Source organism: Salipiger bermudensis HTCC2601 (genome assembly GCF_000153725.1).
GTDB classification, from domain to species: domain Bacteria; phylum Pseudomonadota; class Alphaproteobacteria; order Rhodobacterales; family Rhodobacteraceae; genus Salipiger; species Salipiger bermudensis.
The window spans coordinates 3,794,485-3,820,428 of record NZ_DS022276.1 but is presented as its reverse complement, the minus strand read 5'-3'; the positions used below and the strand labels follow the sequence as shown (position 1 = coordinate 3,820,428).

Annotated in this window: 22 protein-coding genes; 10 read left to right on the top strand and 12 right to left on the bottom strand. The window is 68.5% G+C overall.

Annotation, left to right across the window (positions count from 1 at the left end; translation table 11 throughout):
- Positions 1 to 60: 60 nt before the first annotated feature.
- The gene (locus R2601_RS18060) at positions 61 to 1,278 is read right to left on the bottom strand and encodes an NADP-dependent isocitrate dehydrogenase (RefSeq protein ID WP_007800940.1); all 1,218 of its coding nucleotides are present in this window, start codon (positions 1,276 to 1,278) and stop codon (positions 61 to 63) included.
- Between the two features lie 162 nt (positions 1,279 to 1,440).
- On the opposite strand from R2601_RS18060, the gene R2601_RS18055 reads away from it, so the two are divergent.
- A complete protein-coding gene (locus R2601_RS18055) occupies positions 1,441 to 1,764 on the top strand; it encodes a hypothetical protein (RefSeq protein WP_007800936.1) in 324 nt (107 codons plus the stop codon).
- The gene (locus R2601_RS18050) at positions 1,761 to 3,314 is read left to right on the top strand and encodes a methyl-accepting chemotaxis protein (protein ID WP_040544890.1); all 1,554 of its coding nucleotides are present in this window, start codon (positions 1,761 to 1,763) and stop codon (positions 3,312 to 3,314) included. Before R2601_RS18055 ends, R2601_RS18050 begins: the two co-directional genes overlap by 4 nt.
- A gap of 29 nt (positions 3,315 to 3,343) precedes the next feature.
- Here R2601_RS18050 and R2601_RS18045 read toward each other — a convergent pair whose 3' ends face one another.
- The 10 genes from R2601_RS18045 to R2601_RS18000 form a co-directional block, all read right to left on the bottom strand.
- Complete coding sequence (locus R2601_RS18045) at positions 3,344 to 4,552, bottom strand: multidrug effflux MFS transporter (RefSeq protein WP_007800932.1); 1,209 nt, start codon at positions 4,550 to 4,552, stop codon at positions 3,344 to 3,346.
- A gap of 206 nt (positions 4,553 to 4,758) precedes the next feature.
- Positions 4,759 to 5,394, bottom strand: a complete 636-nt coding sequence (locus R2601_RS18040) for a DsbA family oxidoreductase (protein WP_007800930.1) — start codon at positions 5,392 to 5,394, stop codon at positions 4,759 to 4,761.
- A 69-nt stretch (positions 5,395 to 5,463) separates the two neighbouring features.
- Entirely contained in the window at positions 5,464 to 6,117 is a 654-nt protein-coding gene (locus R2601_RS18035) for a Crp/Fnr family transcriptional regulator (RefSeq protein ID WP_007800928.1), read from the bottom strand.
- Between the two features lie 69 nt (positions 6,118 to 6,186).
- Positions 6,187 to 7,059, bottom strand: a complete 873-nt coding sequence (gene mmsB / locus R2601_RS18030) for a 3-hydroxyisobutyrate dehydrogenase (RefSeq protein ID WP_007800926.1) — start codon at positions 7,057 to 7,059, stop codon at positions 6,187 to 6,189.
- Positions 7,060 to 7,088: 29 nt separating this feature from the next.
- Positions 7,089 to 8,120 carry an enoyl-CoA hydratase/isomerase family protein gene (locus R2601_RS18025; protein WP_007800924.1) on the bottom strand — a complete coding sequence of 344 codons (1,032 nt, stop codon included), beginning with the start codon at positions 8,118 to 8,120 and terminating at the stop codon, positions 7,089 to 7,091.
- A gap of 94 nt (positions 8,121 to 8,214) precedes the next feature.
- Positions 8,215 to 9,354, bottom strand: coding sequence for an acyl-CoA dehydrogenase family protein (locus R2601_RS18020; RefSeq protein WP_007800922.1), 1,140 nt, complete (start codon positions 9,352 to 9,354; stop codon positions 8,215 to 8,217).
- Positions 9,355 to 9,619: 265 nt separating this feature from the next.
- Positions 9,620 to 10,750 carry a glycosyltransferase gene (locus R2601_RS18015; protein ID WP_007800920.1) on the bottom strand — a complete coding sequence of 377 codons (1,131 nt, stop codon included), beginning with the start codon at positions 10,748 to 10,750 and terminating at the stop codon, positions 9,620 to 9,622.
- A gap of 92 nt (positions 10,751 to 10,842) precedes the next feature.
- Positions 10,843 to 12,213, bottom strand: a complete 1,371-nt coding sequence (locus R2601_RS18010) for an aspartate aminotransferase family protein (protein WP_007800919.1) — start codon at positions 12,211 to 12,213, stop codon at positions 10,843 to 10,845.
- A gap of 38 nt (positions 12,214 to 12,251) precedes the next feature.
- Positions 12,252 to 13,709, bottom strand: coding sequence for an NAD-dependent succinate-semialdehyde dehydrogenase (locus tag R2601_RS18005; RefSeq protein ID WP_007800917.1), 1,458 nt, complete (start codon positions 13,707 to 13,709; stop codon positions 12,252 to 12,254).
- Between the two features lie 321 nt (positions 13,710 to 14,030).
- Entirely contained in the window at positions 14,031 to 14,516 is a 486-nt protein-coding gene (locus R2601_RS18000) for an Lrp/AsnC family transcriptional regulator (protein ID WP_007800915.1), read from the bottom strand.
- 133 nt (positions 14,517 to 14,649) lie between these two features.
- Between R2601_RS18000 and R2601_RS17995 the strand changes: the two genes are divergently transcribed.
- Positions 14,650 to 15,606, top strand: coding sequence for a cyclodeaminase (locus R2601_RS17995; RefSeq protein ID WP_007800914.1), 957 nt, complete (start codon positions 14,650 to 14,652; stop codon positions 15,604 to 15,606).
- 113 nt (positions 15,607 to 15,719) lie between these two features.
- Complete coding sequence (gene amaB / locus R2601_RS17990; RefSeq protein WP_007800911.1) at positions 15,720 to 17,243, top strand: L-piperidine-6-carboxylate dehydrogenase; 1,524 nt, start codon at positions 15,720 to 15,722, stop codon at positions 17,241 to 17,243.
- Between the two features lie 120 nt (positions 17,244 to 17,363).
- Here amaB and R2601_RS17985 read toward each other — a convergent pair whose 3' ends face one another.
- Positions 17,364 to 17,687, bottom strand: coding sequence for a HesB/IscA family protein (locus tag R2601_RS17985; RefSeq protein WP_007800910.1), 324 nt, complete (start codon positions 17,685 to 17,687; stop codon positions 17,364 to 17,366).
- A gap of 113 nt (positions 17,688 to 17,800) precedes the next feature.
- On the opposite strand from R2601_RS17985, the gene R2601_RS17980 reads away from it, so the two are divergent.
- The 6 genes from R2601_RS17980 to R2601_RS17955 all read left to right on the top strand — a co-directional run bounded on the left by R2601_RS17980 (position 17,801) and on the right by R2601_RS17955 (position 25,875).
- The gene (locus R2601_RS17980) at positions 17,801 to 18,973 is read left to right on the top strand and encodes a deoxyguanosinetriphosphate triphosphohydrolase (RefSeq protein WP_007800908.1); all 1,173 of its coding nucleotides are present in this window, start codon (positions 17,801 to 17,803) and stop codon (positions 18,971 to 18,973) included.
- Between the two features lie 132 nt (positions 18,974 to 19,105).
- Positions 19,106 to 20,962: a cation:proton antiporter gene (locus R2601_RS17975; protein ID WP_007800905.1), complete on the top strand. Its 1,857-nt coding sequence runs from the start codon at positions 19,106 to 19,108 to the stop codon at positions 20,960 to 20,962.
- 268 nt (positions 20,963 to 21,230) lie between these two features.
- Complete coding sequence (gene argS, locus R2601_RS17970; RefSeq protein WP_007800903.1) at positions 21,231 to 22,973, top strand: arginine--tRNA ligase; 1,743 nt, start codon at positions 21,231 to 21,233, stop codon at positions 22,971 to 22,973.
- A gap of 84 nt (positions 22,974 to 23,057) precedes the next feature.
- A complete protein-coding gene (locus R2601_RS17965; RefSeq protein WP_007800901.1) occupies positions 23,058 to 24,065 on the top strand; it encodes an SPOR domain-containing protein in 1,008 nt (335 codons plus the stop codon).
- A complete protein-coding gene (locus tag R2601_RS17960) occupies positions 24,041 to 25,069 on the top strand; it encodes a glycoside hydrolase family 3 N-terminal domain-containing protein (RefSeq protein WP_195903860.1) in 1,029 nt (342 codons plus the stop codon). The genes R2601_RS17965 and R2601_RS17960 overlap by 25 nt, the downstream gene beginning before the upstream one ends.
- Positions 25,069 to 25,875 carry a segregation and condensation protein A gene (locus R2601_RS17955; protein ID WP_007800897.1) on the top strand — a complete coding sequence of 269 codons (807 nt, stop codon included), beginning with the start codon at positions 25,069 to 25,071 and terminating at the stop codon, positions 25,873 to 25,875. The genes R2601_RS17960 and R2601_RS17955 overlap by 1 nt, the downstream gene beginning before the upstream one ends.
- Positions 25,876 to 25,944: the final 69 nt, after the last annotated feature.

Sequence of the window (25,944 nt, the reverse complement as noted above, 5' to 3'; positions counted from 1 at the left end):
TCCGGTCAAACGAAAGCCGGCCCCCGTGCGGGGCCGGCGATCTCTTCTTGCCTGCAGCGTTCAGAGCGTGCCAAGCGCCTTGTTGAGATTCTCGTCGACCTTTTCGAGGAAGCCCATGGTGGTGAGCCATTTCTGGTCGGGCCCGACCAGCAGCGCGAGGTCCTTGGTCATCCAGCCCGATTCCACGGTCTCGACCACCACCTTCTCGAGCGTGGTCGCAAAGGCCATCAGCGCGGTGTTGCCGTCGAGCTTGGCGCGGTGCTTGAGGCCGCCGGTCCAAGCGTAGATCGAGGCGATGGAGTTGGTCGAGGTCGCCTGTCCGGCCTGGTGCTGGCGATAGTGGCGGGTGACCGTGCCATGCGCCGCCTCGGCCTCGACGATCTGGCCGTCCGGTGTCATCAGCTGCGAGGTCATCAGGCCGAGCGAGCCGAAGCCCTGCGCCACGGTGTCGGACTGCACATCGCCATCGTAGTTCTTGCAGGCCCAGACGAAGCCGCCGTTCCACTTCATGCAGCAGGCGACCATGTCGTCGATCAAACGGTGCTCGTACCAGATGCCCTTGGCCTTGAACTGCTCCTCGAACTCTTCCTCGAAGACCTTCTGGAACAGATCCTTGAAGCGGCCGTCATAGGCCTTGAGGATGGTGTTCTTGGTCGAGAGATAGACCGGCCAGCCCAGCGACAGACCGTAGTTGAACGAGGCGCGGGCGAAGTCGATGATCGAGGCGTCGAGGTTGTACATCGCCTGGTAGACGCCGGCCGAGGGGGCGTCATAGACCTCCTTCTCGATCACCGTGCCGTCTTCGCCGACGAATTTCATCGTCAGCTTGCCGGCGCCGGGGAAGTGGAAATCGGTGGCCTTGTACTGGTCGCCGAAGGCATGGCGGCCGATGACGATGGGCCGGGTCCAGCCGGGCACGAGGCGCGGCACGTTGCGGCAGATGATCGGCTGGCGGAACACCACGCCGCCAAGGATGTTGCGGATCGTGCCGTTGGGCGAGCGCCACATCTGCTTGAGGCCGAACTCCTCGACCCGGGCCTCGTCGGGCGTGATGGTGGCGCACTTGACGGCGCAGCCGATCTCCTTGGTCTTCTCGGCGGCGTCGATGGTGATCTGGTCGTTGGTCTCGTCCCGGCTCTCGATGCCGAGATCGTAATAGAGCAGGTCGAGATCCAGATAGGGCAGGATCAGCTTTGTCTTGATGAAGTCCCAGATGATGCGGGTCATCTCGTCGCCGTCCATCTCGACGATCGGGTTGTCTACCTTGATCTTCGACATGCAGGTCCCTTTCCGTTGTGCGCGTGCAGCATGATGCGGCCTTAGCCCAGATTCGCAACTTTGGGAAGTATGGTATGCATCGGTATACAAAATGTGACGCCCATTGCAGGAAATTTGGGCGGCGATAAGGGAATGGAAAGAACTCGGCTGCTAGATGCGCGCATGTTTGCCTCGCCTCGCCTTGTTCTCGATGCCGCTCTGCTTGTCTTTCTCCTGCTCGCCGGGGGCGGTGTCACGCTGGCCTCGGCGCTCGGCCCCGCGCCACGCGAGGGCGCGCCGGTGCTGGTCATCGCGCCGCCCTGGTCCGACGGGGCAGGCTCCATGATCGCGAAGACCGGGGGGCGGGCGATCGGGCCGGGGGCCGCGTCCTTCGGCGCGCTGGCGGTGTTCGACGGCGCGGCCCCGGTGACGCAGCTGCGCGCGCTCGGCGCCTGGTCGGTGCGCGATGCCCGCGCGCTGGCCTCACTGTGCGGAGGACTCACATGATGACCAAGCTGCTCTCACGGGTTCGCGGGTTGAGCGAGCCGGCGCTGGTGGTCCTGCTGGGACTGATGCTCCTGCCGGTCTTCCTGGCGACCGACCTCTATCTCGGGCGGACGACGATGCCCGGCACGCTCGCCGCCTCGGCGCTGATGGCGGTGGCGCTGCTGTCGCTGCGGCTACGCTCGGGGCTGCGGGACTACGTTCTCGCCACCGCGGTGCTGGCCGAGGTGATGGTGCTGACCGCAGACTACCAGATGCACCCGTGGCAGATCGACACCCACATGGTCTATTTCGTCATGCTGGCGGGGGTCTCGGTGCTGGGCCGGGTGGGCGTGATGCTCTACGCGGCGGGGATCGTGGCGGTACATCACGTGTCGCTGACGCTGCTGTTGCCGGCGGCGGTCTACCCCTCGACCGACCTGATCGAGAACATCATGCGCACCGCGCTGCACGCCGGCATCGTGGTGATGGAGACGGCGATCCTCACCATGGCGATCCTGCAGCGCAACGCCTTCACACGAAGTATCGAGGAAAGCCGCGAGCTGCTCGCGGATGAAAGCCACAAGGCCGCCGCCGCACAGGCCCGGGCCGAGGCCGCGGCGCAGGAAACCCGCGACGTGGTGGCGCAGTTCAACCACCATCTGCACCGGCTCGCGGATCGCGATCTGGCCTGCGCCATCGACGCGCCGATGCCCGAGGCGTTCGAGACGCTGCGACATGATTTCAACCGCGCGGTGCGCCAGCTCGAAGAGGCGCTGCGCAGCGCCGGCAGCAAGGCGGTCAGCTTCGAGGAGGAGGCGCAGGCGCTCGAGGCGGTGACCGGCGATCTCTCGTCGCGCAGCGAGCGGCAGGCGCACGAGCTCAGTGCCGCGACCCACAGCATGAGCGATATCACCCAGGCCCTGAACGCCACCGCCGATCAGGCCAGCACCGCCTCGGAGCGCGCCAGCGTCGCGCGGCAGAGCGCCGAGCAGGGCGGCGCAGTCACCAACGAGGCGATCCAGGCAATGAACCTGATCGAGCAGAGCTCGTCCGAGGTCGGCAAGATCATCGACCTGATCGACGACATCTCGTTCCAGACCAATCTTCTCGCCCTCAACGCCGGGGTCGAGGCCGCCCGCGCTGGCGAAAGCGGCAAGGGCTTCGCGGTGGTCGCCGCCGAGGTCCGGCAGCTGGCGCAGCGCACCTCCGAGGCCGCTGCCGGGGTCAAGACGCTGATCCTCGACAGCGAGGCGCAGGTGACCAATGGCGCGCGGCTGGTGAACGAGGCCGGAGCGCGCCTGTCGAGCATCGTCGACGAGGTCAGCGCGGTCAGCGGCATGATCTCGGAGATCCGAGACGAAAGCCGCGGCCAGTCCGGCGGCATGTCGGATTTGTCTCAGACGCTGGCGCGGCTCGATTCCGAGACGCAGGATACCGCAGGACTCAGCGAGGAGATGGCCGCGATGGGGCTGCGGTTGCGCAGCCACGCGCGCGAGCTGCTGGCCGAGATGGGGGCCTTCAACCTCGAAGGCGAGGACACGCCCGCAGCCAGCCATCGAAAGAGCGCGTGAGCGAACGGGCCGTCGCCGCCCGGGGCGGGTCAGGCCGCCTCGGCCGCCTCCGCGCGCAGCAGCCAGCGCATCAGCAACAGCGCCAGGATCGCCTCGACGAAGATCCCCGCCGCCAACGGCACCGGGGTGCCATCGAACATCAGCCCGTTCGGCACCGCGATCAGCACACCGGCCACCGTCGCCACCGCTCCGATCACCGACGCGGCGAGCCCGGCGATGTGCCCGACCGGTTCCATGGCGATGGCGTTGATGTTGCCCACGGTCAGACCCATCTGGAAGAACACCGAGAGCTGCCAGACCAGGAACAGCGCAAAGCCCAGCGTGCCGGACAGGCCGAAGGCAAAGAGCGCAAGGGTGATACCGGCCATGACCACCTGCACCGCCAACATCGCGGTGATCAGGAAGCGCATCCCCAGCCGCATCACCAGCGCCGCGTTCAGCACGCTGGCCGAGGCGGCGAGGATCGCCACGCCGCCGAACCAGATCGGGAAGCTGTCGGCGCGCCCGAAGCTGATGTCGTAGATCTGCTGCACGGTGGAGATCATCGAGAACAGCATCGCGAAGATCAGCGCCTGCACGCCGATCGAAATCAGCACCACCCGGTGGCTGAACAGCTCGGCCAAAGACGCGCGAAAGGCCTCGAGCCGGAACGGGCGGCGGTTCTCGCGCGGGTGGGTCTCGGGCAGGCGGACCATCAGCCAGATCGAGGCGATGCTTGAAAACAGCACGAAGGCCCAGAAGATGCCGCGCCAGCTGGTGGCGTCGATGATCACCGCGCCGATCGAGGGGGCCAGCGCCGGGAACAGGGTGAAGACCATCATCACGAAGGACATGATCCGCGCCATCTCGCGCCCCGAGTAGAGGTCGCGCACGATGGCGAGCGCCACCACCCGCGGCCCTGCCGCGCCCAGCCCCTGCATCAGGCGGGCCGCCAGCAGCAGCTCGAGCGTCTCGGCATAGGCGGCGAGGATCGAGGCCACGACATAGAGCGCGGCGCCGCCCAGCAGCACCGGCTTGCGCCCGAACGCGTCCGAAAGCGGCCCGGTGAAGAAGGTGCCGATACCCATGCCGAAGACGAAGCTGGTTACCACCAGCTGCGCGCGGTTGATCGCGTCGGGCGTCAGGTCGGCGCCGATCTCGGGCAGGGCCGGGAGCATGGCGTCGATGGAGAAGGCGATGGTGGCGAAGAGCATCGCGAGAAGCGCGATGAACTCGACCCGTCCGGGAACAGACCGCATGTGACCTCTGAGTTTTGCAGGGCCACGCCGGTGCAGCATCCGCTGCCGGCGGCGGGCCGGTTTACCGCTATCGCCGGGCTAGCGGAAAACGGTATACCGGCACAACCGCGGATCTGTCGGAAACACGCGCAACCCGGCCATGCGCCGCCCGCATGAGCCGTCGCTCGGCGGCCTCTCGCCGGTGTGCCGCCGCGGGCGCGGCCGGTTCAGGCGGCGCCTTCGCGGATCTCCGCGATGACCTTGGACCAGAGCTCGGTGGGCTGCGCGCCGGGCACCGCGTGCTGGCCGGCGACCACGAAGGTCGGCACCGAGGTCACGCCCATGCCGCGCGCCGTGGCATCCATCTCGACGATCTCGCGCCGGTCCGCGTCGGAGGCCAGCAGGCGCTGGATCAGGCTGGCATCGAGCCCGCACCCGTCGGCGATGTCGGCCAGCACCTCGCGGTCGCCGATGTCGCGGCCATCGACGAAATAGGCCCGGAACAGCGACGAGACCACGGCGGTCTGAACACCCTCGATGCCGGCCCAGTGGATCAGGCGGTGGGCGTCAACGGTCGAGGGGGTGGTCTCGATGGCGTCGAGGTTCAGCGTCAGCCCTGCCTTGGTGGCATGCTCGGCCACCGGCATGTAGGCCTGCACCGCCCCCTCCTTGCCGCCGAACTTAGCCTCGAGATAGGCGCGCCGGTCCATGCCCTCGGCGGGCATGTCTGGGTTCAGCATGAAGGGCCGCCAGCGGATGGTGAACGGGTGATCCGGCTCGTCGAGCAGGGCGCGGTCGAGGAGGGCTTTGCCGATGTAGCACCAGGGGCAGATCGGGTCGGAAAAGATGTCGAGCGTGACCATGTACCATGTCCTTTTGGGGCTCTTCTAACAGGGCCCGCGCCGGGAATCGACAGCGGAACGACGCGCGCCTCAACCGGTGGCGGCGGCGATGGCGCGCAGGGTATCACGGTCGAGCAGGCGCACCGCGCCACGGTCAAGCGCCACGATGCCGCGCCGCGCCAGCGCGTCGAGCCGGCGCGACACCACCTCGCGGGCGGAGCCGATCATCGTGGCGATCTCGGCATGGGTGGCGTGCAGAATGTCGCCCTCAGCCTGGGCAAGGAGCGCCTCGGCGAGACGGCACTCCACCCGCTGAAACGCCACTTTTTCAAGTAGATGCATCATGCTCTGCATGCGCTGCGCGAAGGCCGAGAAGACGAATTCCCGGAACCCGGCCTCCTCGGCCATCAGCCGCAGGAACAGCGCGCGGGGGATCAGCACCAGCCGGCTGTCGCCGCGGGTCACGGCCTCGCCGGAGTAGTCCTCGCCCCCCAAGAGCCCGAGGGTGGATTGCACGCAGCTCTGGCCCGGTTCGACCGCGTAGAGCAGGATGTCGCGCCCGGTGGGGCCGGTGAGGCAGACATCGACGCGCCCGGCAAGCACGATGACGAACCCGCGCACCGCCTCGCCGGGGCGGAACAGCACGGTGCCGCGCGGCGCCTCGAACGGCGACAGCTGCGCCAGCGCGGCGCGGCCCTCGGGCGAAAGCGCGGCGATCTGCGGGGGAATCTCGGTCCAGCTCATGGCGCGCAGAATGGCGCGAAAGCCCGGTTGCGGAAAGAGGGGCGCGATGCCGCGCCCCCGTGCGATGGCCTAGCCGCGACCACGCTTCTCGAAGCGCGGCAGCATGGCGGAGAAATCGCGCCCCGTGCCGCCCTCGTCCTCGACGAAGGCGCGGTAGAGCTCGAGCGCACGCTGGCCCATGGGCGTGTCGGCATCCGCCGCCTCGGCGGCCTGCTGCGACAGGCCCAGATCCTTGAGCATCAGCTCGGCAGCGAAGCCGGGTTTGTAGCCGTTGTCGGCGGGGGATTGCGGCCCGACGCCCGGCGCCGGGCAATAGGCGTTCATCGACCACGAATAACCCGACGAGGTCGAGACCACGTCGAACATCGCCTCTCGCGACAGGCCGAGCTTGTCGGCCAGCGCAAAGGCCTCGCAGGTGGCAATCATGGTGACACCGAGGATCATGTTGTTGCAGATCTTCGCCGCCTGGCCATTGCCCGAGGGGCCGCAATGCACCGCCTTCTGGCCCATGATGTCGAAGAGCGGCCTGGCCTTGGCAAAAGCCTCGTCCGAGCCGCCCACCATGAAGGTCAGCGTGCCACCCGAGGCGCCGCCGATGCCGCCCGAGACCGGCGCGTCGAGCGCGCCGAGACCGGCCTCGGCGGCCTGGTCCGCCACCGCGCGGGCGCTCTCGACATCGACGGTCGAGCAGTCGAGCAGCACCGCGCCGGGCGACATGGCCGGGATCACCTCCGCGGCGACGCTGCGCAGGATCTGGCCGTTGGGCAGCATGGTGATGACGACGTCGGCGCCGGTCGCCGCTTCGGGGCCGGAGGCGGCGGTGCCCACGCCCTCCGCCGTGGCACCGGCCACGTCGAAGCCGGTGACCTCGTGGCCGGCCTTGGACAGGTTGGCGGCCATCGGCGCGCCCATGTTGCCGAGCCCGATAAATGCGATCTTCATGGTGTCTCTCCTCCCTCGCGCAGCGCCTCTCAGAGCGCCAGTTCTGCGTCTCCGAGCGGCGCCAGCATGGCGGCAATCCGATCCTCCGTCACCTCTTCGATGGAGAGGCGCCAGCGCGGGTTGCGGTCCTTGTCGATGATCTGCGCCCGCACGCCCTCGAGGAACTCGCCCTCCTCGACGATGCGGTGCGAGACCCGGAATTCCTGCTTGAGCGCGCTGCGGATGTCGGCGTCTGCGGCGCGCAGCCGCGCCAGCATCGCCAGCGTCAGGGCCATCGAGAGCGGCGCGTTGCGGTCCACCGCCTTGGCGGCGCGCTCGGCGATCTCGCCTTGCGCGCCGTCCAGCGCCGCCTTGATCTCGGGCAGGCTGTCGGAGGCGAAGAGCTGGTCAATCTCGCTTTGAGCTGTGGCCAGCGGGCTTTCGGGCGCGGGCTGCGCCTCGGCGTCGAGCGCGGCGATGCTGCCGGTCTTGGCCAGCTCGGACTTGAGCGCCTCCCAGCGCGCCTCGGGAACGAAGAGATCGGCAAAGCCCGCGTGGAGCGCATCACCCGGACCCATGCGCGCAGCGGTGAGGCCGAGATAGGCGCCGAGCCGGCCCGGGGCGCGGGCCAGCAGCAGCGAGCCGCCGACATCGGGCACGAAGCCGATGCCGCATTCCGGCATGGCGATCTGGGCGCTCTCGCCGATCACCCGGTGCGACACGTGCCCGCCAAGCCCGACGCCGCCGCCCATGACGAAACCGTGCAGGAAGCTGACGATGGGCTTGGGATACTCCGAGAGCTTGGCGTTCATCCGGTACTCATCGCGCCAGAAGGTGCGGCCGGCATCGAACGCGCCCTTCAGTCCGGCGCGGTAGATCTCGGCGATGTCGCCGCCGGCGCAGAACGCCTTCTCGCCCTCGGCATCAAGGATCACCAGCGCGACCGCTTCGTCGTCGCGCCAGGCGTCGAGCGCGGCCTCGATCTCCATGCACATGTCATAGCTCAGCGCGTTCAGCGCCTTGGGCCGGGTGAGGGTGATGTGGCCGGCGCGGCCATGGGTGCGGATGTGGGTGTCGCTCATGGGGCTCCTCGGCAGGTCGGGGCATTGTGGGCGGCTGGCCCCTCGCGGGACCTGCCAGAGCGCGGCGTGAGTGGTGCCTTGCGCGTGTGTTCGGTCAGGACGAGATCAGGCTTCGCGCCACGATCATGCGCATGATCTCGTTGGTTCCCTCGAGGATCTGGTGCACCCGCAGGTCGCGGACAATCTTTTCGATGCCGTAATCCGCGAGATAGCCGTAACCGCCATGCAGCTGCAGGCACTGGTCGGCGATCTTCGAGCCCGCCTCGGTGACGAATTTCTTCGCCATGGCGCAGAACTTGGTGGCATCCGGCGCGCCGGTGTCGAGCTTCCACGCGGCCTGGCGCAGGAAGGTGCGGGCGGCCTGCAACTCGATCTCCATGTCGGCAAGGCGGAACTGCAGTGCCTGGAACTGGTCGATGCTCTGGCCGAAGGCGCGACGCTCGGCCATGTAGGCCAGGGTCGCGTCCAGCGCCGCCTGCGCCGCGCCGAGCGAGCAGGCCGAGATGTTGAGGCGTCCGCCGTCGAGCCCGGCCATGGCGTAGCGAAAGCCCTTGCCCTCTTCGCCCAGCAGGTTGCCGGCGGGAACCGGGCAGCCGTCCATCTGGACCTGCCGCGTGGGCTGCGCCTTCCAGCCCATCTTGGCCTCGAGCCCGCCAAAGCTCAGCCCCTCGGTGCCGTCGTCGACCACCAGCGCCGAGATGCCGCGCGGGCCGGCCTCGCCGGTGCGGGCCATGACGATATAGGCGTCGGAATACCCGCCGCCGGAGATGAAGGCCTTGGTGCCGGTAAGGCTGTAGCCGTTCCCGGACGCCTCGGCGCGGGTGGCGAGCGCGGCCGCGTCCGAGCCCGAGCCGGGCTCGGTCAGGCAGTAGGAGAGCACCGTCTCCATGGTCAGCGCCTTCGGCAGGTAGCGCGCGCGCAGATCGTCGGAGCCGTAGCGGTCGATCATCTTGGCGCACATGTTGTGGATCGACAGGAAGGCCGCCACCGCAGGGCAGGCCATGCTGAGCGCCTCGAAGACCAGCGTGGCGTCGAGACGGCTCAGCCCCGAGCCGCCGTTCTCCTCGCTGACATAGATGCCGCCGAGGCCAAGCTGGCCGATCTCGGTCCAGAGCTCTTTCGGGATCGTGCCCTCGGCTTCCCAGGCCATGGCGTTGGGCGCTACGTGTTCCTGGCCGAAGCCGTAGGCCATGTCGAAGATCGCCGTCTGCTCCTCGCTCAGCGCGAAATCCATGTCGGGCCCTCCCTGCCGTTATGGAAATGAACAAGTGTTCATAATCTGGCCGGAAGCGGATCGGGATGCAAGCGATTGCTGCGGCGCGGGTGGAGAGGCTGATTGGGGGCGCTGCCCCCGCCGCGGCTTCGCCACGACTCCCCCGAGGTATTTTCGAACCAGAGAAGATGAGGGCGCGGCGCCCCTGTCTTCTTCTGGCCCAAAATATCCCCGCCGGAGGCAGGCAGGCCCCTGCGGCCGGGCGGTGCGTTTGGGGAATGGGCGCTCAGGCGAGGGTGTCGCGGATGATGCGCTCGACCTTTTCCAGTAGGACGGCGTTGTCGAACCGGGCGACGGCGGTGTCGCGGGCGGCGCGGGTCATGGCGGAGCGGTCCTCCATGTCCAGAAGCTGCGCGATGCGTGCAGCAAAGCCATCTTCGTCCCATTCGGGCACCAGCAGGCCGTTGACGCCATCCTCCACCGCCTCGGGGATGCCGGCGTGGATGGTCGAGAGAGTGATGCAGCCGCAGGCCAGGGCTTCCTGGATCGCGGTTGGCAGGCCCTCGGTGTTGCCGTTCTTGGCGGTGACCGAGTGCTGAAGGAAGATTTCGGTACCCATGAGGTGCTGGCGCACCTCGTCATGGGGCAGGGCGCCGGTGAAGGTGACCTGCGGGCCCACGCCGAGCTCAGTGGCCATCGCCTTGCAGGTCTCGAGCAGGGGGCCGTCGCCGATGAAGGTGAGATGCGCGTCGCGGCCCCTGGCGGCGCTTGCGAAGGCGCGCAGCGTCACCTGAGGGGCCTTCTTCTCGACCATGCGGCCCACCGCGAGGAACGAGCCCGGGGTCTTCTCGGCCGGGGTGAAGCGGCGAATGTCGACGCCCGAGGGCACCACATGGGCGTTGGGATGGCTGACGCCGTGGCGGGCGAGGTTGTCGAGCAGGAATTGCGAGACCGAGAACACGCCGGCGAGCCGCGGCATCATGTGCTTGTAGGCGCGCACGGTCTTGTTCGAGCGCAGCGCGAAGCTGGCATCGGTGCCGCGGAAATAGGTGAAGCAGGGCAGGTCCATTTCCTGTGCCAGCTTGGCCACCACCAGCGCCTGGGTGCCGAACTCGGCGAGGATCACCTCGACCTCCTGAGCGCGCAGCCAGTCGCGCAGGCGCGCCTTGTTGTCACCGAAGGGAAGGCGGCCGGTGCTCTCGGTGAGCGCGTTCCAGCCCATGGCAAAGGGCGCGCGCAGGCGATCAGCCGTCGAGAGCGGCGCGCGGCGCTCGAAGATCGGCTTGCCGAGCGGATCGGTGCCGTTGAAGCGCCCGGTGAGCACGCAGGTCTCGCCGCCGAAGATGTGCTCGATATGGCGGTTGATGAAGGTCTCGCCCGGGACGAAGAAGTCGGACGTGGCGATGCAGGTCTTCATGGGGCACTCCGAAGGTTGCGGCGCGGTCCTTGTGCCCCTCCCGACCGCGCCGCGCAAGTGGGGCGCCCGTCTGCCGGGCGCCCCGATGTCGCTCAGCCGAGCACGCTGGCCACCGCGTCGCGGGTGACCGAGACGATCTCGTCGGCCTCGGCGCGGCTCAGGCAGAGCGGCGGGGCGAAGCCCAGAATGTCGCCCTGCGGCATGGCCCGCGCGATCACGCCGCGTTCGAGCATGGCGGACACGACCTTGGCGCCCTTGCCCTCGGAGGCGTCGAAGAAACGGCGCCCGTCGCGGTCTTTCACCAGTTCCACCGCACAGAGCATACCCTCGCCGCGGACCTCGCCCACATGGGCATGATCGCCAAGGGCGGCGCGCATGGTCTCGGTCAGGTAAGCGCCGGTTTCTGCGGCGTTCCGCACCAGGTTCAGCTCGTCGATCAGCTGCAGGTTGGCGATGCCGGCAGCGGCGCCGATCGGGTGGGCCGAGTAGGTCCAGCCATGGCCCAGCACGCCGTACTCGTCGGTGCCCTGGCACAGCACGTCCCACATGCGCTGGCCGACGATGGTGGCCGAGAGCGGCGCGTAGGCCGAGGTCAGCCCCTTGGCCGAGGTGATCAGGTCGGGCTTCATGCCGTAGTGATCCGAGCCGAACATCGAGCCGAGTCGTCCGAAGCCGGTCACCACCTCGTCGGCGATGAGCAGGATGTCGTGGCGGTCGAGCACCTCCTGGATCGCCGGCCAGTAGCCCGCGGGCGGCGGCACGATGCCACCGGTGCCCAGCACCGGCTCGCCGATGAAGGCGGCGATGGTGTCGGCGCCCTCTGCGGCGATCAGCTCCTCGAGCTTGGCCACGCAATGTGCGACGAACTCCGCCTCGCTCTCGATGCCCTCGGGCCGGCGGTAGTAATAGGGCGCCTCGGTATGTACCACCTGCGCCAGCGGCAGGTCGAACTTCTTGTGGAACAGCTCGAGCCCGGTGAGCGAGCCGGTCATCAGGCCCGACCCGTGATAGCCGCGCCAGCGCGAGATGATCTTCTTCTTCTCGGGGCGGCCAAGGATGTTGTTGTAGTACCAGACCAGCTTGATGTTGGTCTCGTTGGCATCCGAGCCGCCAAGTCCGAAATAGACCCGCGCCATGTGATCCGGCGCCCGGTCCATGACCATCTTGGCCAGCGTGATCGAGGCCTCGGAGCCGTGGCCGGCATAGGCGTGGTAATAGGCCAGCTCATGCGCCTGCTTGGCGATCGCCTCGGAGATCTGGGTGCGGCCATAGCCCACGTTCACGCAGTAGAGCCCGGCGAAACCGTCGAGCAGGCGGTTGCCGTCGCGGTCGGTGATGTAGACGCCTTCGCCGCCGGTGACGATACGCTGGGGCGCCTCGCCGCGGGCGAACTGGCCGAGATGGGTGGAGGGGTGGAAAAAGCTCTCGCGGTCCCACTTGCCCAGTTGGTCATTCGTCAGCATGGATCGTTCCTTCTTGGTGTTCTTCAGGCGCGCGGGGCTCAGCCCCAGTCGCGGCAGACGTATTTGATGTCGGTGAAGGCCTCGAGGCCCTGCCGGGCGCCCTCGCGGCCAAGCCCGGACTGCTTGGTGCCGCCGAACGGGATCGGCGCGCCGGTGACCTTGGTGCGGTTGACCGCGACCATGCCGAATTGCAGCGCCCTCGTGAGGCGGTAGATGCGGCGCGGGTCGAGGCTGTGGACATAGGCCACGAGCCCGTACTCGGTGTTGTTGGCGCGGGCGATCACCTCGGCCTCGTCGTCGAAGACGATGAGCGGCGCAACGGGGCCGAAATTCTCCTCCGACATGATCGCGGCGCTGTCGGGCACGTCGGCGAGCACCGTGGGCGCGAAGAACAGCGGGCCGTGGCTTTCGGAGACTTTGCCCCCGGCGAGCAGCCTGGCGCCCTTCTCGACGGCGTCGGCGACCTGCGCCTGCTGCTTTTCGATGGCGCGCTCGTGGATCAGCGGGCCGATCTCGGGATCGTCCATGCCGTGGCCCAAGGTGAGCGCCTCCACCGCCTTGGTGAAGCGGGCGCAGAAGTCGTCATAGACGGCGCGCTGGATGTAGAACCGGTTGGCGCCGAGGCAGTCCTGACCGGACGTGGCGAACTTGGCCTTCACCGCCTCGGTGACGGCGCGGTCGAGGTCGGCGTCGTCGAAGACGATGAAGGGGGCGTGGCCGCCAAGCTCCAGCACCAGCCGCTTCACCGTGTCGGCGGATTGCCGGTAGAGCAGCCGCCCGACCTCGGTCGACCCGGTGAACGAGAGCGCACGGACGCGGGTGTCGGCGGTCCATTCGCCGACAATGGCGGCGGCGTCGCCGATCACCGTGTTGACCACACCTTCAGGGAAGCCCGCGCGGCGGGCCAGCTCGGCCAGTGCCAGCGCCGAGAGCGGGGTCTCGGCAGAGGGGTGAATGACCACGGTGCAGCCGGCGGCAAGCGCCGCGGCGGCCTTGCGGGTGATCATCGCGCAGGGGAAGTTCCACGGGGTGACGAGGGCGGCCACACCCACCGGCTCGCGCCAGAGCTCCATCTCGGCATCCGGCAGGTGGCTGGTGACCCCCTCGATATTGGGGCGCAGCGCCTCTTCGGCGTAGAATTGCACGAAGCTCGCAGCGTAGTCGATCTCGCCACGGGCCTCGCTGATCGGCTTGCCCTGTTCGGCGGTCATGATGCGGGCGAGGTCTTCCTGGGCCTCGACGATCAGCGCGTGCCAGCGGTGCAGGATCGCGGCGCGGTCCTGTGGCAGGGTCAGCGCCCAATCGGCAAAGGCAGCATGGGCGGCATCAACGGCGGCACGGGCGCCATCGGCCTCGCTCATCGCCACCTTGGCGACAAGCTGCCCGGTGGCCGGGTCGCGCACGGCAAGACGGCCTCCACCGGGGAAATCGCCGGCATTGGGCATGAGGGCGGGATCGGCAAGGCCGAGGGTCGGGCTGTTCGAGAGATCGGTCATGGGCAACACCTCCTGAGTGTCCTCAGGATACATCGGACGGGGGAGAGGATTTCTCCGGAGTTTCTCGCGGGTGAAGAAATTTTCTCTCCGTTTTCGCTGCAGTGCGGAGAGGAATTCTCTGGTCGTCTGGCTGGGCGCCATCGAAGGCGCTGCCGGTGCAGCGCAGGGCGACAGGCGGTCACCGGCTTGGCGACGAGGTCGCTGGACGAGCGCCGAGGGCAGGCGCGGCTTGGTCGCGGAAGGCCGGTCGGCACCCTTGGGATTGGGGCCGCGCGGCCTCCGATGAGCGGAGAGAAACTCTCTGCCTGTCTCGCGCCGCGCTCAGGGGGCGCCGCGCAACAGCCCCATGGCAGGGGGATCGGCCTTTACCGGCTTGGTGACGATGTAGCTGTAATAGCGCCGCACCCCGGCGCGGCTCTCCAGCAGCCCGTCCATCATCTCCTGGAAGGTCGCGACATCGGTTGTGACCACCTGCATGAGGTAGTCATAGCCGCCGCCGATCGCCCAGCAGCCGGTGATCTGGTCCATCCGGGCCACTGTGCGCTCGAAGAGCTGGAAGCTCTCGGCCTTGTGGCTCTCGAGCTCGACGGTCACGAAGACCTGCACATGGGCCCCGAGCGCGGCAAGGTCGATCTCGGCCCGGTAGCCGGTGATGTAGCCGGCCTTTTCGAGCCGCTTCATGCGTTCCCAGCAGGGGGTGGGCGAGAGGTTCACCCGCGCCGCCAGTTCGGTCTTGGCGATACGGCCCTCGCGGCTGAGCGTGGCGAGGATGGCGATGTCTCTGTGATCGAGGCGGGTGGACTGCATCCCTCGCTTGTTCCGGGATGGGCGCGGTTTGTCAATCTGGACCGCGGGGCATGGTCGCCAAGCCGGGGTGCGGCGCTGGACATGGCGGCGCATTCGCGGGACGCTCGGGCAACAGCGGACTGACGGAGGACCCATGAGCGACATTCGCATCCTGCACGAACCGGAGCTGCGCGCGCATGTGCATCTCGACATCACCATCGTCGACGTGATCGAGACTGCCTTCGCCACGCTGGCGCGCGGCGGGGTGCAGATGCCGCCGATCCTGTCGATGCACATGCCGCAGGTGAATGGAGAGGTGGATGTGAAGACCGCCTACGTGCCGGGGCTGCCGGGCTTCGCGGTGAAGATCTCGCCCGGGTTCTTCGACAATCCCGCCAAGGGGTTGCCCTCGACCTCCGGGCTCATGGTGGTGCTCTCGACCGAGACCGGACGCGTGCAGGCGGTGTTGCTCGACAATGGCTATCTCACCGACATCCGCACCGCCGCCGCCGGGGGCGTGGCGGCCCGACATCTCGCGCCGACCGATGCACGCCGGGCGGCGATTTTCGGGGCGGGGCTTCAGGCGCGGCTACAGCTTCAGGCGTTGCGCCTCGTGCGCCCGATCCGCAAGGCGGTGATCTGGGCCCGCGATCCCGCCAAGGCACAGGCGCTGGCAGCGGATCTCTCGGACGACGCGCTGAACGTGCGCGCCTCTGCCGATCCCGCGGAGGCGGCGGGCTTTGCCGACGTGATCGTCACCACCACGCCCGCGACCGAGCCGATCCTCAGGGCAGAGTGGCTGCGCGCCGGGCAGCATGTCACCGCCATGGGGAGCGATCAGGCCGGCAAGGCCGAGCTGGAGCCCGCCTGTCTGGCGCGGGCCGATCTCTATGTTGCCGACCGTGTGAGCCAGACCAGGCTGATGGGAGAGTTGCGCGGCGCGCTCGAGGCCGGTGTGCTGGCCGACGGTGCGAACCTCCCTGAGCTCGGGCAGGTGATCACAGGGGCCCATCCCGGGCGCACCGATCCGGAGCAGATCACCATCGCCGATCTCACCGGCACCGGAATACAGGACACCGCCATCGCGAGCCATGTGCTGGCGCTGATCTGAAACGCCATGCGCGGCGCGCATGGGGGCAGTTGCATCCATCGTTGGGGGTAGGGCGCGGGGGGATGTAGCGTCTTTGGACAGTGCTTTCCGACAGACGAAGGAGTCTCTCCCCGATGCTCACCGAACCGCTTTCCGCCCTCACCGCGCGCACCTTGCAGGCCTGCGGCGCCACCACGTCGCTCGATGTTGCCGGCGGCATGGAGGTGGTCTCTCCGCTCACCGGCGAGACCGTGGCCTCGGTCACCCCCCAGAGCGCCGCCGATGCCGAGGCGGCGGTGAGCCGTGCCGCAGTGGCCTTCCGTCACTGGCGCATGGTGCCCGGCCCGCGCCGGGGCGAGCTGGTGCGCCTGTTCGCCGAAGAGCTGCGCGCCTCGAAGGAGGATCTCGGACGGATGGTGTCTATCGAGGCGGGGAAGTCACCCTCGGAAGGGGCCGGCGAGGTACAGGAGATGATCGACATCTGCGATTTCGCCGTCGGCCTGTCGCGCCAGCTCTACGGCCTCACCATCGCCACCGAGCGGCCGGGGCACCGTATGATGGAGACATGGCACCCGCTGGGCGTGGTGGGCATCATCACCGCGTTCAACTTCCCCTGCGCGCCGTGGTGCTGGAACGCGGCGCTGGCGCTGGTCTGCGGCGACCCGGTGGTCTGGAAGCCCTCCGAGAAGACCCCGCTGACCGCGCTGGCCTGCCAGGCGGTCTTCGAGCGGGCAGTGGAACGTTTTGGCGACGACGCGCCCGAGGGGCTCTCGCAGGTACTCGTAGGCGGCCCGGCGCTGGGCGAGGTGCTGACCGACAGCCCCTCCGTCGCGCTGATCTCGGCCACCGGCTCGACCCGCATGGGCCGCATCGTCGGCCCGCGCGTGGCGGAACGCTTCGGGCGCTGCATCCTCGAGCTTGGCGGCAACAATGCCGGCATCGTCTGCCCCTCGGCAGATCTCGACATGGCACTGCGGGCCATCGCCTTCGGGGCCATGGGCACCGCCGGGCAGCGTTGCACCACCATGCGCCGGCTCTTCGTGCATGAAAACATCTATGACCAGATCGTGCCGGCGCTGCAAAAGGCGTATGCCTCGGTCTCCGTCGGCAACCCGCTCGAGACGCAGGCGCTTGTCGGCCCTCTGATCGATGGCGCCGCCTTCGAGGCGATGCAGGACGCGCTGGGCGAGGCCCGGGCGCTGGGCGGCCGGGTCCACGGCGGCGCTCGTGAAAGCGTCGGACCGGAGAGCGCCTTCTACGTCAAGCCGGCGCTGGTCGAGATGCCCGAGCAGGCCGGCCCGGTGCTGCGCGAGACCTTCGCGCCGATTCTCTACGTGATGACCTATTCCGATTTCGACGACGTACTCGAGGCGCACAACGCGGTGGGCGGCGGGCTGTCGTCGTCGATCTTCACCACCGACCTGCGCGAGATGGAGCTGTTCCTCTCGGCGCGTGGCTCGGATTGCGGCATCGCCAACGTCAATATCGGCACCTCGGGGGCCGAGATCGGCGGTGCCTTCGGAGGCGAGAAGGAAACCGGCGGTGGCCGCGAGAGCGGCTCGGACGCGTGGCGCGCCTACATGCGGCGGGCCACCAACACCATCAACTACTCGCGCGAGCTGCCGCTGGCGCAGGGGGTGGTGTTCGACATCGACTGACCGGCAAGCGCCCGTCGCCACCAAAGACCATACACCCCCGCGGGCAGCGCTCGCGGGGGTGTATCTGTTCTTTCGGTTTCAATGCGTTGCGGCGTTCTTCTCAGCTGTCGCTGCAGGCGCTCACATCGAGAAGCTGGTGCCGCAGCCGCAGGAACTGGTGGCGTTCGGGTTCTCGATCACGAAGCGCGCGCCGATCAGCTCCTCGGAGAAATCGATCACCGCGTTGGTGAGGAACGGCAGCGAGACCTCGTCGATCACCACCTGTTCACCGGAGCCTTCGAGCACCAGATCGTCGTCGGCCGGATCGTCGAGCTTGATCTCGTACTGGAAGCCCGAGCAGCCGCCACCCTCAATGGCCACGCGCAGGGCCTTTCCCTGGGCATGGGCGCCGATCTCGTGAAGGCGGGCAAAGGCACGGTCTGTGACTTTGGGGGGCAGATTCATGGCAAGACTCCCAACGGTTTATCTTGGCGGACTTGTCGAATATAGGGATCTCAAGGACAGGCGGCAACCGGGCGAAACGATCCGGCCCGCGACAGACATGAAGGCGAACGCGCATGGCGATCTACGCTTGCGATCCACAGCACGCTCGCGGACGACGCGTGCCCGAGGAAGAGAGCGCGTTCCGCTCCTGCTTCCAGCGCGACCGGGATCGCATCATCCACTCCTCGGCCTTCCGCCGGCTCAAGCACAAGACGCAGGTCTTCGTCGAGCACGAGGGCGATTTCTTCCGCACGCGGCTGACCCACTCGATCGAGGTGGCGCAGGTGGCGCGCACCATGTCGAACGCGCTGGGGCTCAACACCGATCTCACCGAGGCGGTGGCTCTGGCGCACGACCTTGGCCACACGCCCTTCGGCCACACCGGAGAGGACGCGCTGCACGAACTGATGGCGCCCTATGGCGGCTTCGATCACAACGCACAGGCGCTGCATATCGTCAGCTCGCTCGAGCGTCACTATGCTGAATTCGACGGTCTCAACCTCACGTGGGACACGCTCGAGGGCATTGCAAAGCACAACGGCCCGCTGCTGCCGCTGGCCGAGGGCGAGGATCTGCCGGTGACGCTGGCCGAGTACAACGCCCGCCACGATCTCGAGCTGCACACCCATGCCAGCGGCGAGGCGCAGGTGGCGGCGCTGTCGGATGACATCGCCTACAACAACCACGATTTGCAGGACGGGCTGCGCGCCGGCCTGTTCACCGAGGCCGAAATCGCCGAGCTGGCGCTGATCGGCCCGGCCTATGCCGAGGTCGACCGGCTCTATCCCGGTCTCGACGCCTATCGCCGCCGCCACGAGGCGCTGCGGAGGGTGTTCGGCTACATGGTCTCGGACGTGATCGACACCAGCCGCGCCCGGCTCGAGGCCGCCGCGCCGGACGGGCCGCAGGCGATCCGCGATCTTGGCCGCCCGGTGATCGCGTTCTCCGATGACATGTGGGTGCAACTCAAGGAGATCCGCAGCTTCCTGTTCCGCCGCATGTACCGCGCGCCCTCGGTGATGGAGATCCGCACCAAGGTCACGCAGGTGGTCTATGACCTCTTTCCGCTGTTCATGGCGACGCCGTCGCTGCTGCCCGAGCGCTGGCATGCCGAGATCGCGGCGGCCGAGGACGAGACCGCGCTGGCGCGGCTGGTCTGCGACTACATCGCCGGCATGACCGACCGCTATGCGCTGCAGGCCCATTCGCGGCTGATGGGCGTGGACATCCTGCACGACGTGCGCTGAGCCGGCGCCGCGTCGCCGGATTCACTGGACAGCACCGCCTTTCGACACATCTGATGGTGTCCGGCGCGCGGGCCTCTGCCTGCGCGCCCTTGCGTGTGCCCGTCAGGGTGGCGTTCGAGTGAAAGGAAGACGATGGCAGTGGCTGAAACCGCGGGTCTCGACCCGGTGATTGGATTTGCGCTTGTGGGCGCGCTCGGCGTCGGCTCGCAATGGCTGGCGTGGCGGCTCAGGATGCCCGCCATCGTGCTGATGCTGGTGGCGGGCCTCGCGATCGGGCCGGGGCTGGGGGTGCTCAACCCGTCCGAGGATTTCGGCACGCTGATGCAGCCGATGCTGGCCATCGCCGTGGCGATCATCCTCTTCGAGGGCGGCATGACGCTGAACTTCCAGTCGCTCAGCGATGCCGCAACGGGCGTGCGACGACTGGTTCTGGTCGGCGGGCCGCTGGGCTGGGCGGCCTCGACGGCGGCGCTGCACTGGGCCGCGGGGCTGTCATGGGAAGTCTCGGCGGTGTTCGGCGGCATCATGATCGTCACCGGCCCCACGGTGATCGCGCCGCTCCTGCGACAGGCCCGGCTCAAGCGCCGCCCGGCGGCGCTGCTGCAATGGGAGGCCATCGTCAACGACCCCGTGGGCGCGCTGGCGGCGGTGCTGGCCTTCGAGGTGGTGATCGTTCTCAACAACGCCGAGACCGCGGGCGACGCGGTGCTGCAGATGGTGCTGGGCGTGGCGGTGGCGATCGCTCTGGGTGTCGCCGGCGGCTGGGGGCTGGCGCGCGCCTTCCGCAACGCCTTGGTGCCGGAATACATGAAGGTGCCGGTGCTCTTCGTGCTGCTGCTCGGGGTGTTCGCGCTCTCCGACAGCTTGCTGCACGAGAGCGGCCTGCTGGCGGTGACCGTGATGGGGCTGTGGATCGCCAACGCCAACCTTCCGAGCTACGAGGAGCTGCGCCGCTTCAAGGAGCACGCCACGATCCTGCTGGTCTCGGGGGTCTTTATCCTGCTCGCCGCCAACATGAGCCGCGAGACGCTGCTGTCGCTCGACTGGAGCGCGGCGCTCTTCGTGGCGGTGGTCATCCTGATCGCGCGCCCGATCCCGGTGCTGGCGGCCCTGGGCTTCTCCAACATCCCGTGGCGCGAGCGCCTGCTGGTGGCCTTCACCGGCCCGCGCGGCGTGGTGCTGGTGGCGGTGGCCGGGCTCTTCGGCGAGCGCCTCGCCTCGCTGGGCGTGGCCGATGCCGAGCGCATCGCGCCACTGGCCTTCGCGCTGGTGGCGGCAACCGTGGTGCTGCACGGCTTCACGCTGACGCCGATGGCGCGGCTGCTGGGCCTGACCGCCACCGAGACACCGGGCGTCCTGATCGTCGGCGGCTCGCGCTGGTCGGTTGCGCTGGGGATGGCGTTCAAGAAGCTCGACCTGCCGGTGCTGGTGGCCGATCCCAACCGCGCCCACCTGCGCAGCGCCCGCGAGGCGGGGCTCGAGACCTTCTGGGGCGACATCCTGTCCGAGGCCGCAGAGCACAAGCTCGATTTCGTCAGCTACGACAAGATCATCGCCGCCACCGACAACGATGCCTACAACACGCTGGTGGCCACCGACCTCGCGCCGGAGTTCGGTCGCGAGCACGTGTTCCAGCTCAAGCGCGTGCGCGAGACCTCGGCCCGCCACGCCCTGCCGGCGACGCTCGGAGGGCAGAAATTCGCCGCCGACGAGACCTTCTTCGAGGCCAATGCGCGGCTTGCCGAGGGCTGGGAGTTCCGCGTCACCAAGCTGTCGGCGGAATTTACGCTGGCGCAATGGCGCGAGACCAACCCCGAAGCGGTACCGGTCGCCGATCTCGGCCCGAACGGAACGCTGCGCCTGCTCGGGCCCGAGACCAAGGTCAAGGAGACCGAGGGCACGCGGCTGCTCTTCCTCGCGCCGAAGCGTCAGGAGCGCAAGGAAGACCGCCGCGACGAGAACGGGCAGGACACCATGAAGGCCGGCTGACGCGGGCGCGCCGTCCGCGGCGGATCTCCCGGTCGCACTGGCCGGCCTGCCTCCGGCGGGAGTATTTTTGACGAAGAGAAGCCCGAAGAGAAGACAGGGGGGCTGCGCTCCTGTCTTCTTCTGGCCGAAAATATCCCGGGGGAGGCAGCGCGCAGCGCGGGCGGGGGCAGAGCCCCCCGGAGACGCGCGCGTGGCGGGCGCGGCGCAGGCCATTTGACCCTGCCCGCCGAAGTGGTAGAGGGAACGCCGACCGTATGGAGACGCTGACATGAACCTCTTCACCGATATTCGCGCGCTTGTCCTGCAGGCGATCGAGGCGCTGCAGGCCGAGGGCGCACTGCCCGAGGGCCTCGCCACAGCCGCCGTCACGGTGGAGCCGCCGCGAGACCCGCTGCATGGCGACATGGCGACCAATGCCGCGATGGTGCTGGCCAAGCCCGCCAAGGCCAAGCCGCGCGACATCGCCGAGGCGCTGGCCGCGAAGATCGCCGCCGACGACCGCGTCGACCACGCCGAGGTGGCGGGGCCGGGCTTTCTCAACCTGCGGCTCGCGCCGTCGGTCTGGCAGGCGCTGCCGCAGGGCGTGCTGGCCGCCGGCACCGATTTCGGACGCTCGCAGATGGGGCAGGGCGCGAAGGTCAATGTCGAGTATGTCTCGGCCAACCCGACCGGCCCGCTGCACGTGGGCCACACCCGTGGCGCGGTGTTCGGCGACGCACTCGCGAGCCTGCTGGATTTCGCTGGCTACGACGTCACCCGCGAATACTACATCAACGACGGCGGCGCGCAGGTCGACGTGCTCGCCCGGTCGGTCTACCTGCGCTACCTTGAGGCGCAGGGTCACGAGGTCGAGTTCGCCGACGGGACCTATCCGGGCGACTACCTGATCCCCGTCGGCGAAAAGCTGAAGGAGCAGGTCGGCGACCGGTATGTCGGCCAGCCCGAAGAGGTCTGGCTCGAGGAGGTGCGCAACTTCGCCACCGACGAGATGATGGCGCTGATCCGCGAGGATCTGAAGATGCTCGGCGTCGAGATGGACCAGTTCTTCTCGGAGAAGTCGCTCTACGGCACCGGCCGCATCGAGGCCGCGATCGAGAGCCTTGACGCCAAGGGCCTGATCTATCGCGGCGTGCTGGAGCCGCCGAAGGGCAAGAAGCCCGAGGACTGGGAGCCGCGCGAGCAGACCCTGTTCAAGTCGACCGAGCACGGCGATGATGTCGACCGGCCGATCATGAAATCCGATGGCGCCTGGACCTATTTCGCCCCCGATATCGCCTATCACTACGACAAGGTGAGCCGCGGCTACGACCAGCTCATCGACGTGTTCGGCGCCGATCACGGCGGGTACGTCAAGCGCATGAAGGCGGCGGTCTCGGCGCTGTCGGACGGCAAGACCCCGCTCGACATCAAGCTGATCCAGCTGGTCAAGCTGTACAAGAACGGCGAGCCGTTCAAGATGTCGAAGCGCGCCGGCACCTTCGTCACCCTGCGCGACGTGGTCGAGGAGGTGGGCCCCGACGTGACCCGCTTCGTCATGCTGACCCGAAAGAACGACGCCTCGCTCGATTTCGACTTCGCCAAGGCGGTGGAGCAGTCGAAGGAAAATCCGGTGTTCTACGTGCAATACGCCCATGCCCGGATCTGCTCGGTGATGCGCAAGGCAACCGAGGCCGGCGTCGACGTGTCGGACGCCGCGCTGGCCGGGGCCGATGTGTCGGTTCTGAGCCACGAGGCCGAGCTCGGTCTGATGAAGAAACTGGCCGAATGGCCGCGCCTGGTGGAGATCGCCGCCAAGGGGCACGAGCCCCACAAGGTCGCGATCTGGCTCAATGAATTGGCCTCGGACCTGCACGCGTTGTGGAACAAGGGCCACGATGAGCCCGCGCTGCGCTTCCTTCAGGACGACGCCGCTCTGAGCCAGAGCAAAATCGCGCTGGCGCGGGCGGTCGCGGTTGTCATTTCCGCGGGCCTTGGTATCTTGGGCGTGACCCCGGTGGAAGAAATGCGCTGAGCCAGAACGCCGCGCCGCCCCGGGAGCACGGGCAGAGCAGAACACCCGCGGGGCGGCAAGGCCGCGGCGGGGCAGCGAGGCAGAATGGCGGATTTCACCTATGACGCGCCTGCGGATGAGCAGGCGCCGAGCGGGAACAGGATCGCGACGCTAACCAACTGGGCTGGCGCGGCGGTCTCGCTGGCGCTGATCGCAGGCGTCGGCGTCTGGGGCTACAAGCTGGTGATGCGCGACGTCACCGGCGTTCCGGTGGTACAGGCGATGGATGGGCCGATGCGCATCGCGCCCGAGGATCCGGGCGGCACGCTCGCCGACCACCAGGGACTTGCGGTGAACGACGTGGCCGGCACCGGCCTCGCGGCGCCGGTTCCCGACCAGCTTCTGTTGGCACCGCAGCCCGCCGGGCTCAGCGACGAGGATCTGCCCGTGGCAGAGCTTCCGAAACCGGTGCGCCGGGCCCAGGATCGTGCTGCACCGGCGGTGCTGACCGACGACGAGGGCGGCACACTGGCCGAGACCGCGCCCGCCGCTGAGGGCAGTGACATGATCCGCGCACTGGCCGATCAGATTGCCGCCGACGCCCAGCCGCTCAGCGCATTGTCAGAGGGCGAGGATGCCGAGGTGCAGACCGCGCTCGGCGACGCCGATGCCGAGGAGGGGGCAGACGCCTCCGAGCAGGTTGCCGCCGTCGCGGGCCCGCCCGGCGCGTTGGTGCGTTCTCTGCGACCGTCCAGCCGGCCCGCCGCGCTCAACACCTCCGGCCCGTCGCCGGAGGCGACCTTGGCCGCAGCGCTCGAGGCCCAGCAGGGCCCCAGCGAGATCGACCCGACGACGCTGCCCGCCGGCACCCGTCTGGCGCAGCTCGGTGCCTATGACAGCCCCGAGACCGCGCGCAGCGAGTGGCAGCGCTTCTCGTCCCGCTTCGGCGAGTTCATGGACGGCAAGTCGCGGGTCATCGAACGCGCCACCTCGGGCGGGAGGATCTTCTATCGCCTGCGCGCACACGGCTTCGCCGACCTCTCGGACGCGCGCCGCTTCTGCGCCGCCTTCGTGGCGGAGAACGCCGATTGCATCCCGGTGACCACACGGTGAGCGGCCAGCGTTTCGGAGCGGCGATCCTCGGGCCCGAGGGCCTGCGTCTTTCAGCCGAGGAGCGCGGCTTCTTCGCCCGGACCGATCCGTTTGGCTTCATCCTCTTCGCCCGCAACCTCGACAGCCGCGCACAGATCCGCGCCCTCACCGCCGAGTTGCGGGACGCCGTGGGCCGCGATGCGCCGATCTTCATCGATCAGGAGGGTGGCCGGGTGCAGCGCCTGCGCCCGCCGTTGGCGACCGAGTGGCTGCCGCCGCTCGATGACGTGGCGCGCTTCGGCAACAGCGCCGCCGAGGCGATGCGGCTGCGCTTCCTGATCACCGCACTCGAGCTGCGCGGTCTTGGCATCGACGGCAACTGCGCGCCGATGCTCGACGTTGCCCGCGCCGCGACCCATCCCTTCCTGCGCAACCGCTGCTATGGCGAGACCCCCGAACGCGTGGCCGAGATCGGCCGCGCCGTGGCCCAGGGCCTCCTGCAGGGCGGTGTGCTGCCGGTGATCAAGCACCTGCCGGGCCACGGGCTTGCGCAGCTCGACAGTCATCTCGACCTGCCGCGCATCTCCGCCCCGCGCGAGGAGCTCGAAGCGATCGACTTCGCCGCCTTCCGCCCGTTCCACGATCTGCCGCTCGGAATGACCGCGCATCTGGTCTTCGAGGGGCTCAACACCGCGCCTGCCACCGTCGATCCCGCGATGATCCGGCTGATCCGCGACGAGATCGGCTTTGACGGCTTCCTGATGACCGACGATATTTCGATGCAGGCGCTGTCGGGAACCGTGCCCGAGCGGGGCGCTGCCTCGCTGGCCGCCGGCTGCGATTGCGTACTGCATTGCAACGGCGACATGGCCGAGATGGCGCCGCTGATGGAGGTTGCCGGCCGGATGAGCCCAGAGGCACAGGCCCGCGCCGAGGCGGCGCTAGGCGCCCGCACCGCGCCGGCCGCGCTTGACATCGACGCGCTCAAGGCCGAGCGTGAGGCGCTTCTGCCCGAGACCGCCTGATGTCAGACGAGGATTTTGACAGCACTGTCGAGACGCTGAGCGTCGCCGAGCGGCTTGCCGCAGAGGCGCTGATCGTCGATGTCGACGGGTTCGAGGGCCCGCTCGACCTGCTTCTGACGCTGTCGCGGACCCAGAAGGTCGACCTGCGCAAGATCTCGGTGCTCGAGCTCGCGCGGCAATATCTCGCCTTTGTCGACCGGGCCAAGGCACTGCGCATCGAGCTGGCCGCCGATTATCTCGTCATGGCCGCTTGGCTCGCCTTTCTGAAATCGCGCCTGCTGCTGCCCCCCGATCCCACCGAGGACGGCCCCTCGGGCGAGGAACTGGCGGCGCATCTGGCGTTCCAGCTCGAGCGCCTGCAGGCGATGCGCGATGCCGCCGCGCGGCTGATGGCGCGCGATCGTCTGGGGCGCGATTTCTTCGCCCGTGGTCTGCCCGAGGACATGGAGCGCGTCCGCCGGGTGCGCTACACCGCCACGCTGATGGACCTGATGCAGGGCTATGCGCGGATCCGCACCCGCGACGAGTTCCGCCCCTTCGTGATGGACCGCGAGAGCGTCTACACCATGGAGCAGGCGCTCGACCGGATGCGCGGGCTGCTGGGCTTTGCCGGGCAGTGGACCGACATCTCCTCCTGGCTGCCCGACGGCTGGGAGGCCGACCCGGTCAAGTGGCGCTCGGCCACCGCCGCCACCTTCGCCGCCTCGCTCGAGCTGGTGAAGGAAGGCCATGCCGAGATCCGCCAATCCGAGACCTTCGCGCCGATCCAGCTGCGCAAACGGGAGACCCGCCATGACCGAGACTGACGCCACCGCCAGCGGCGGACCGGGCGCGGCCGAAGAGGAGGGCGCCCGGGCGCCCGAAGCGACCGAGGC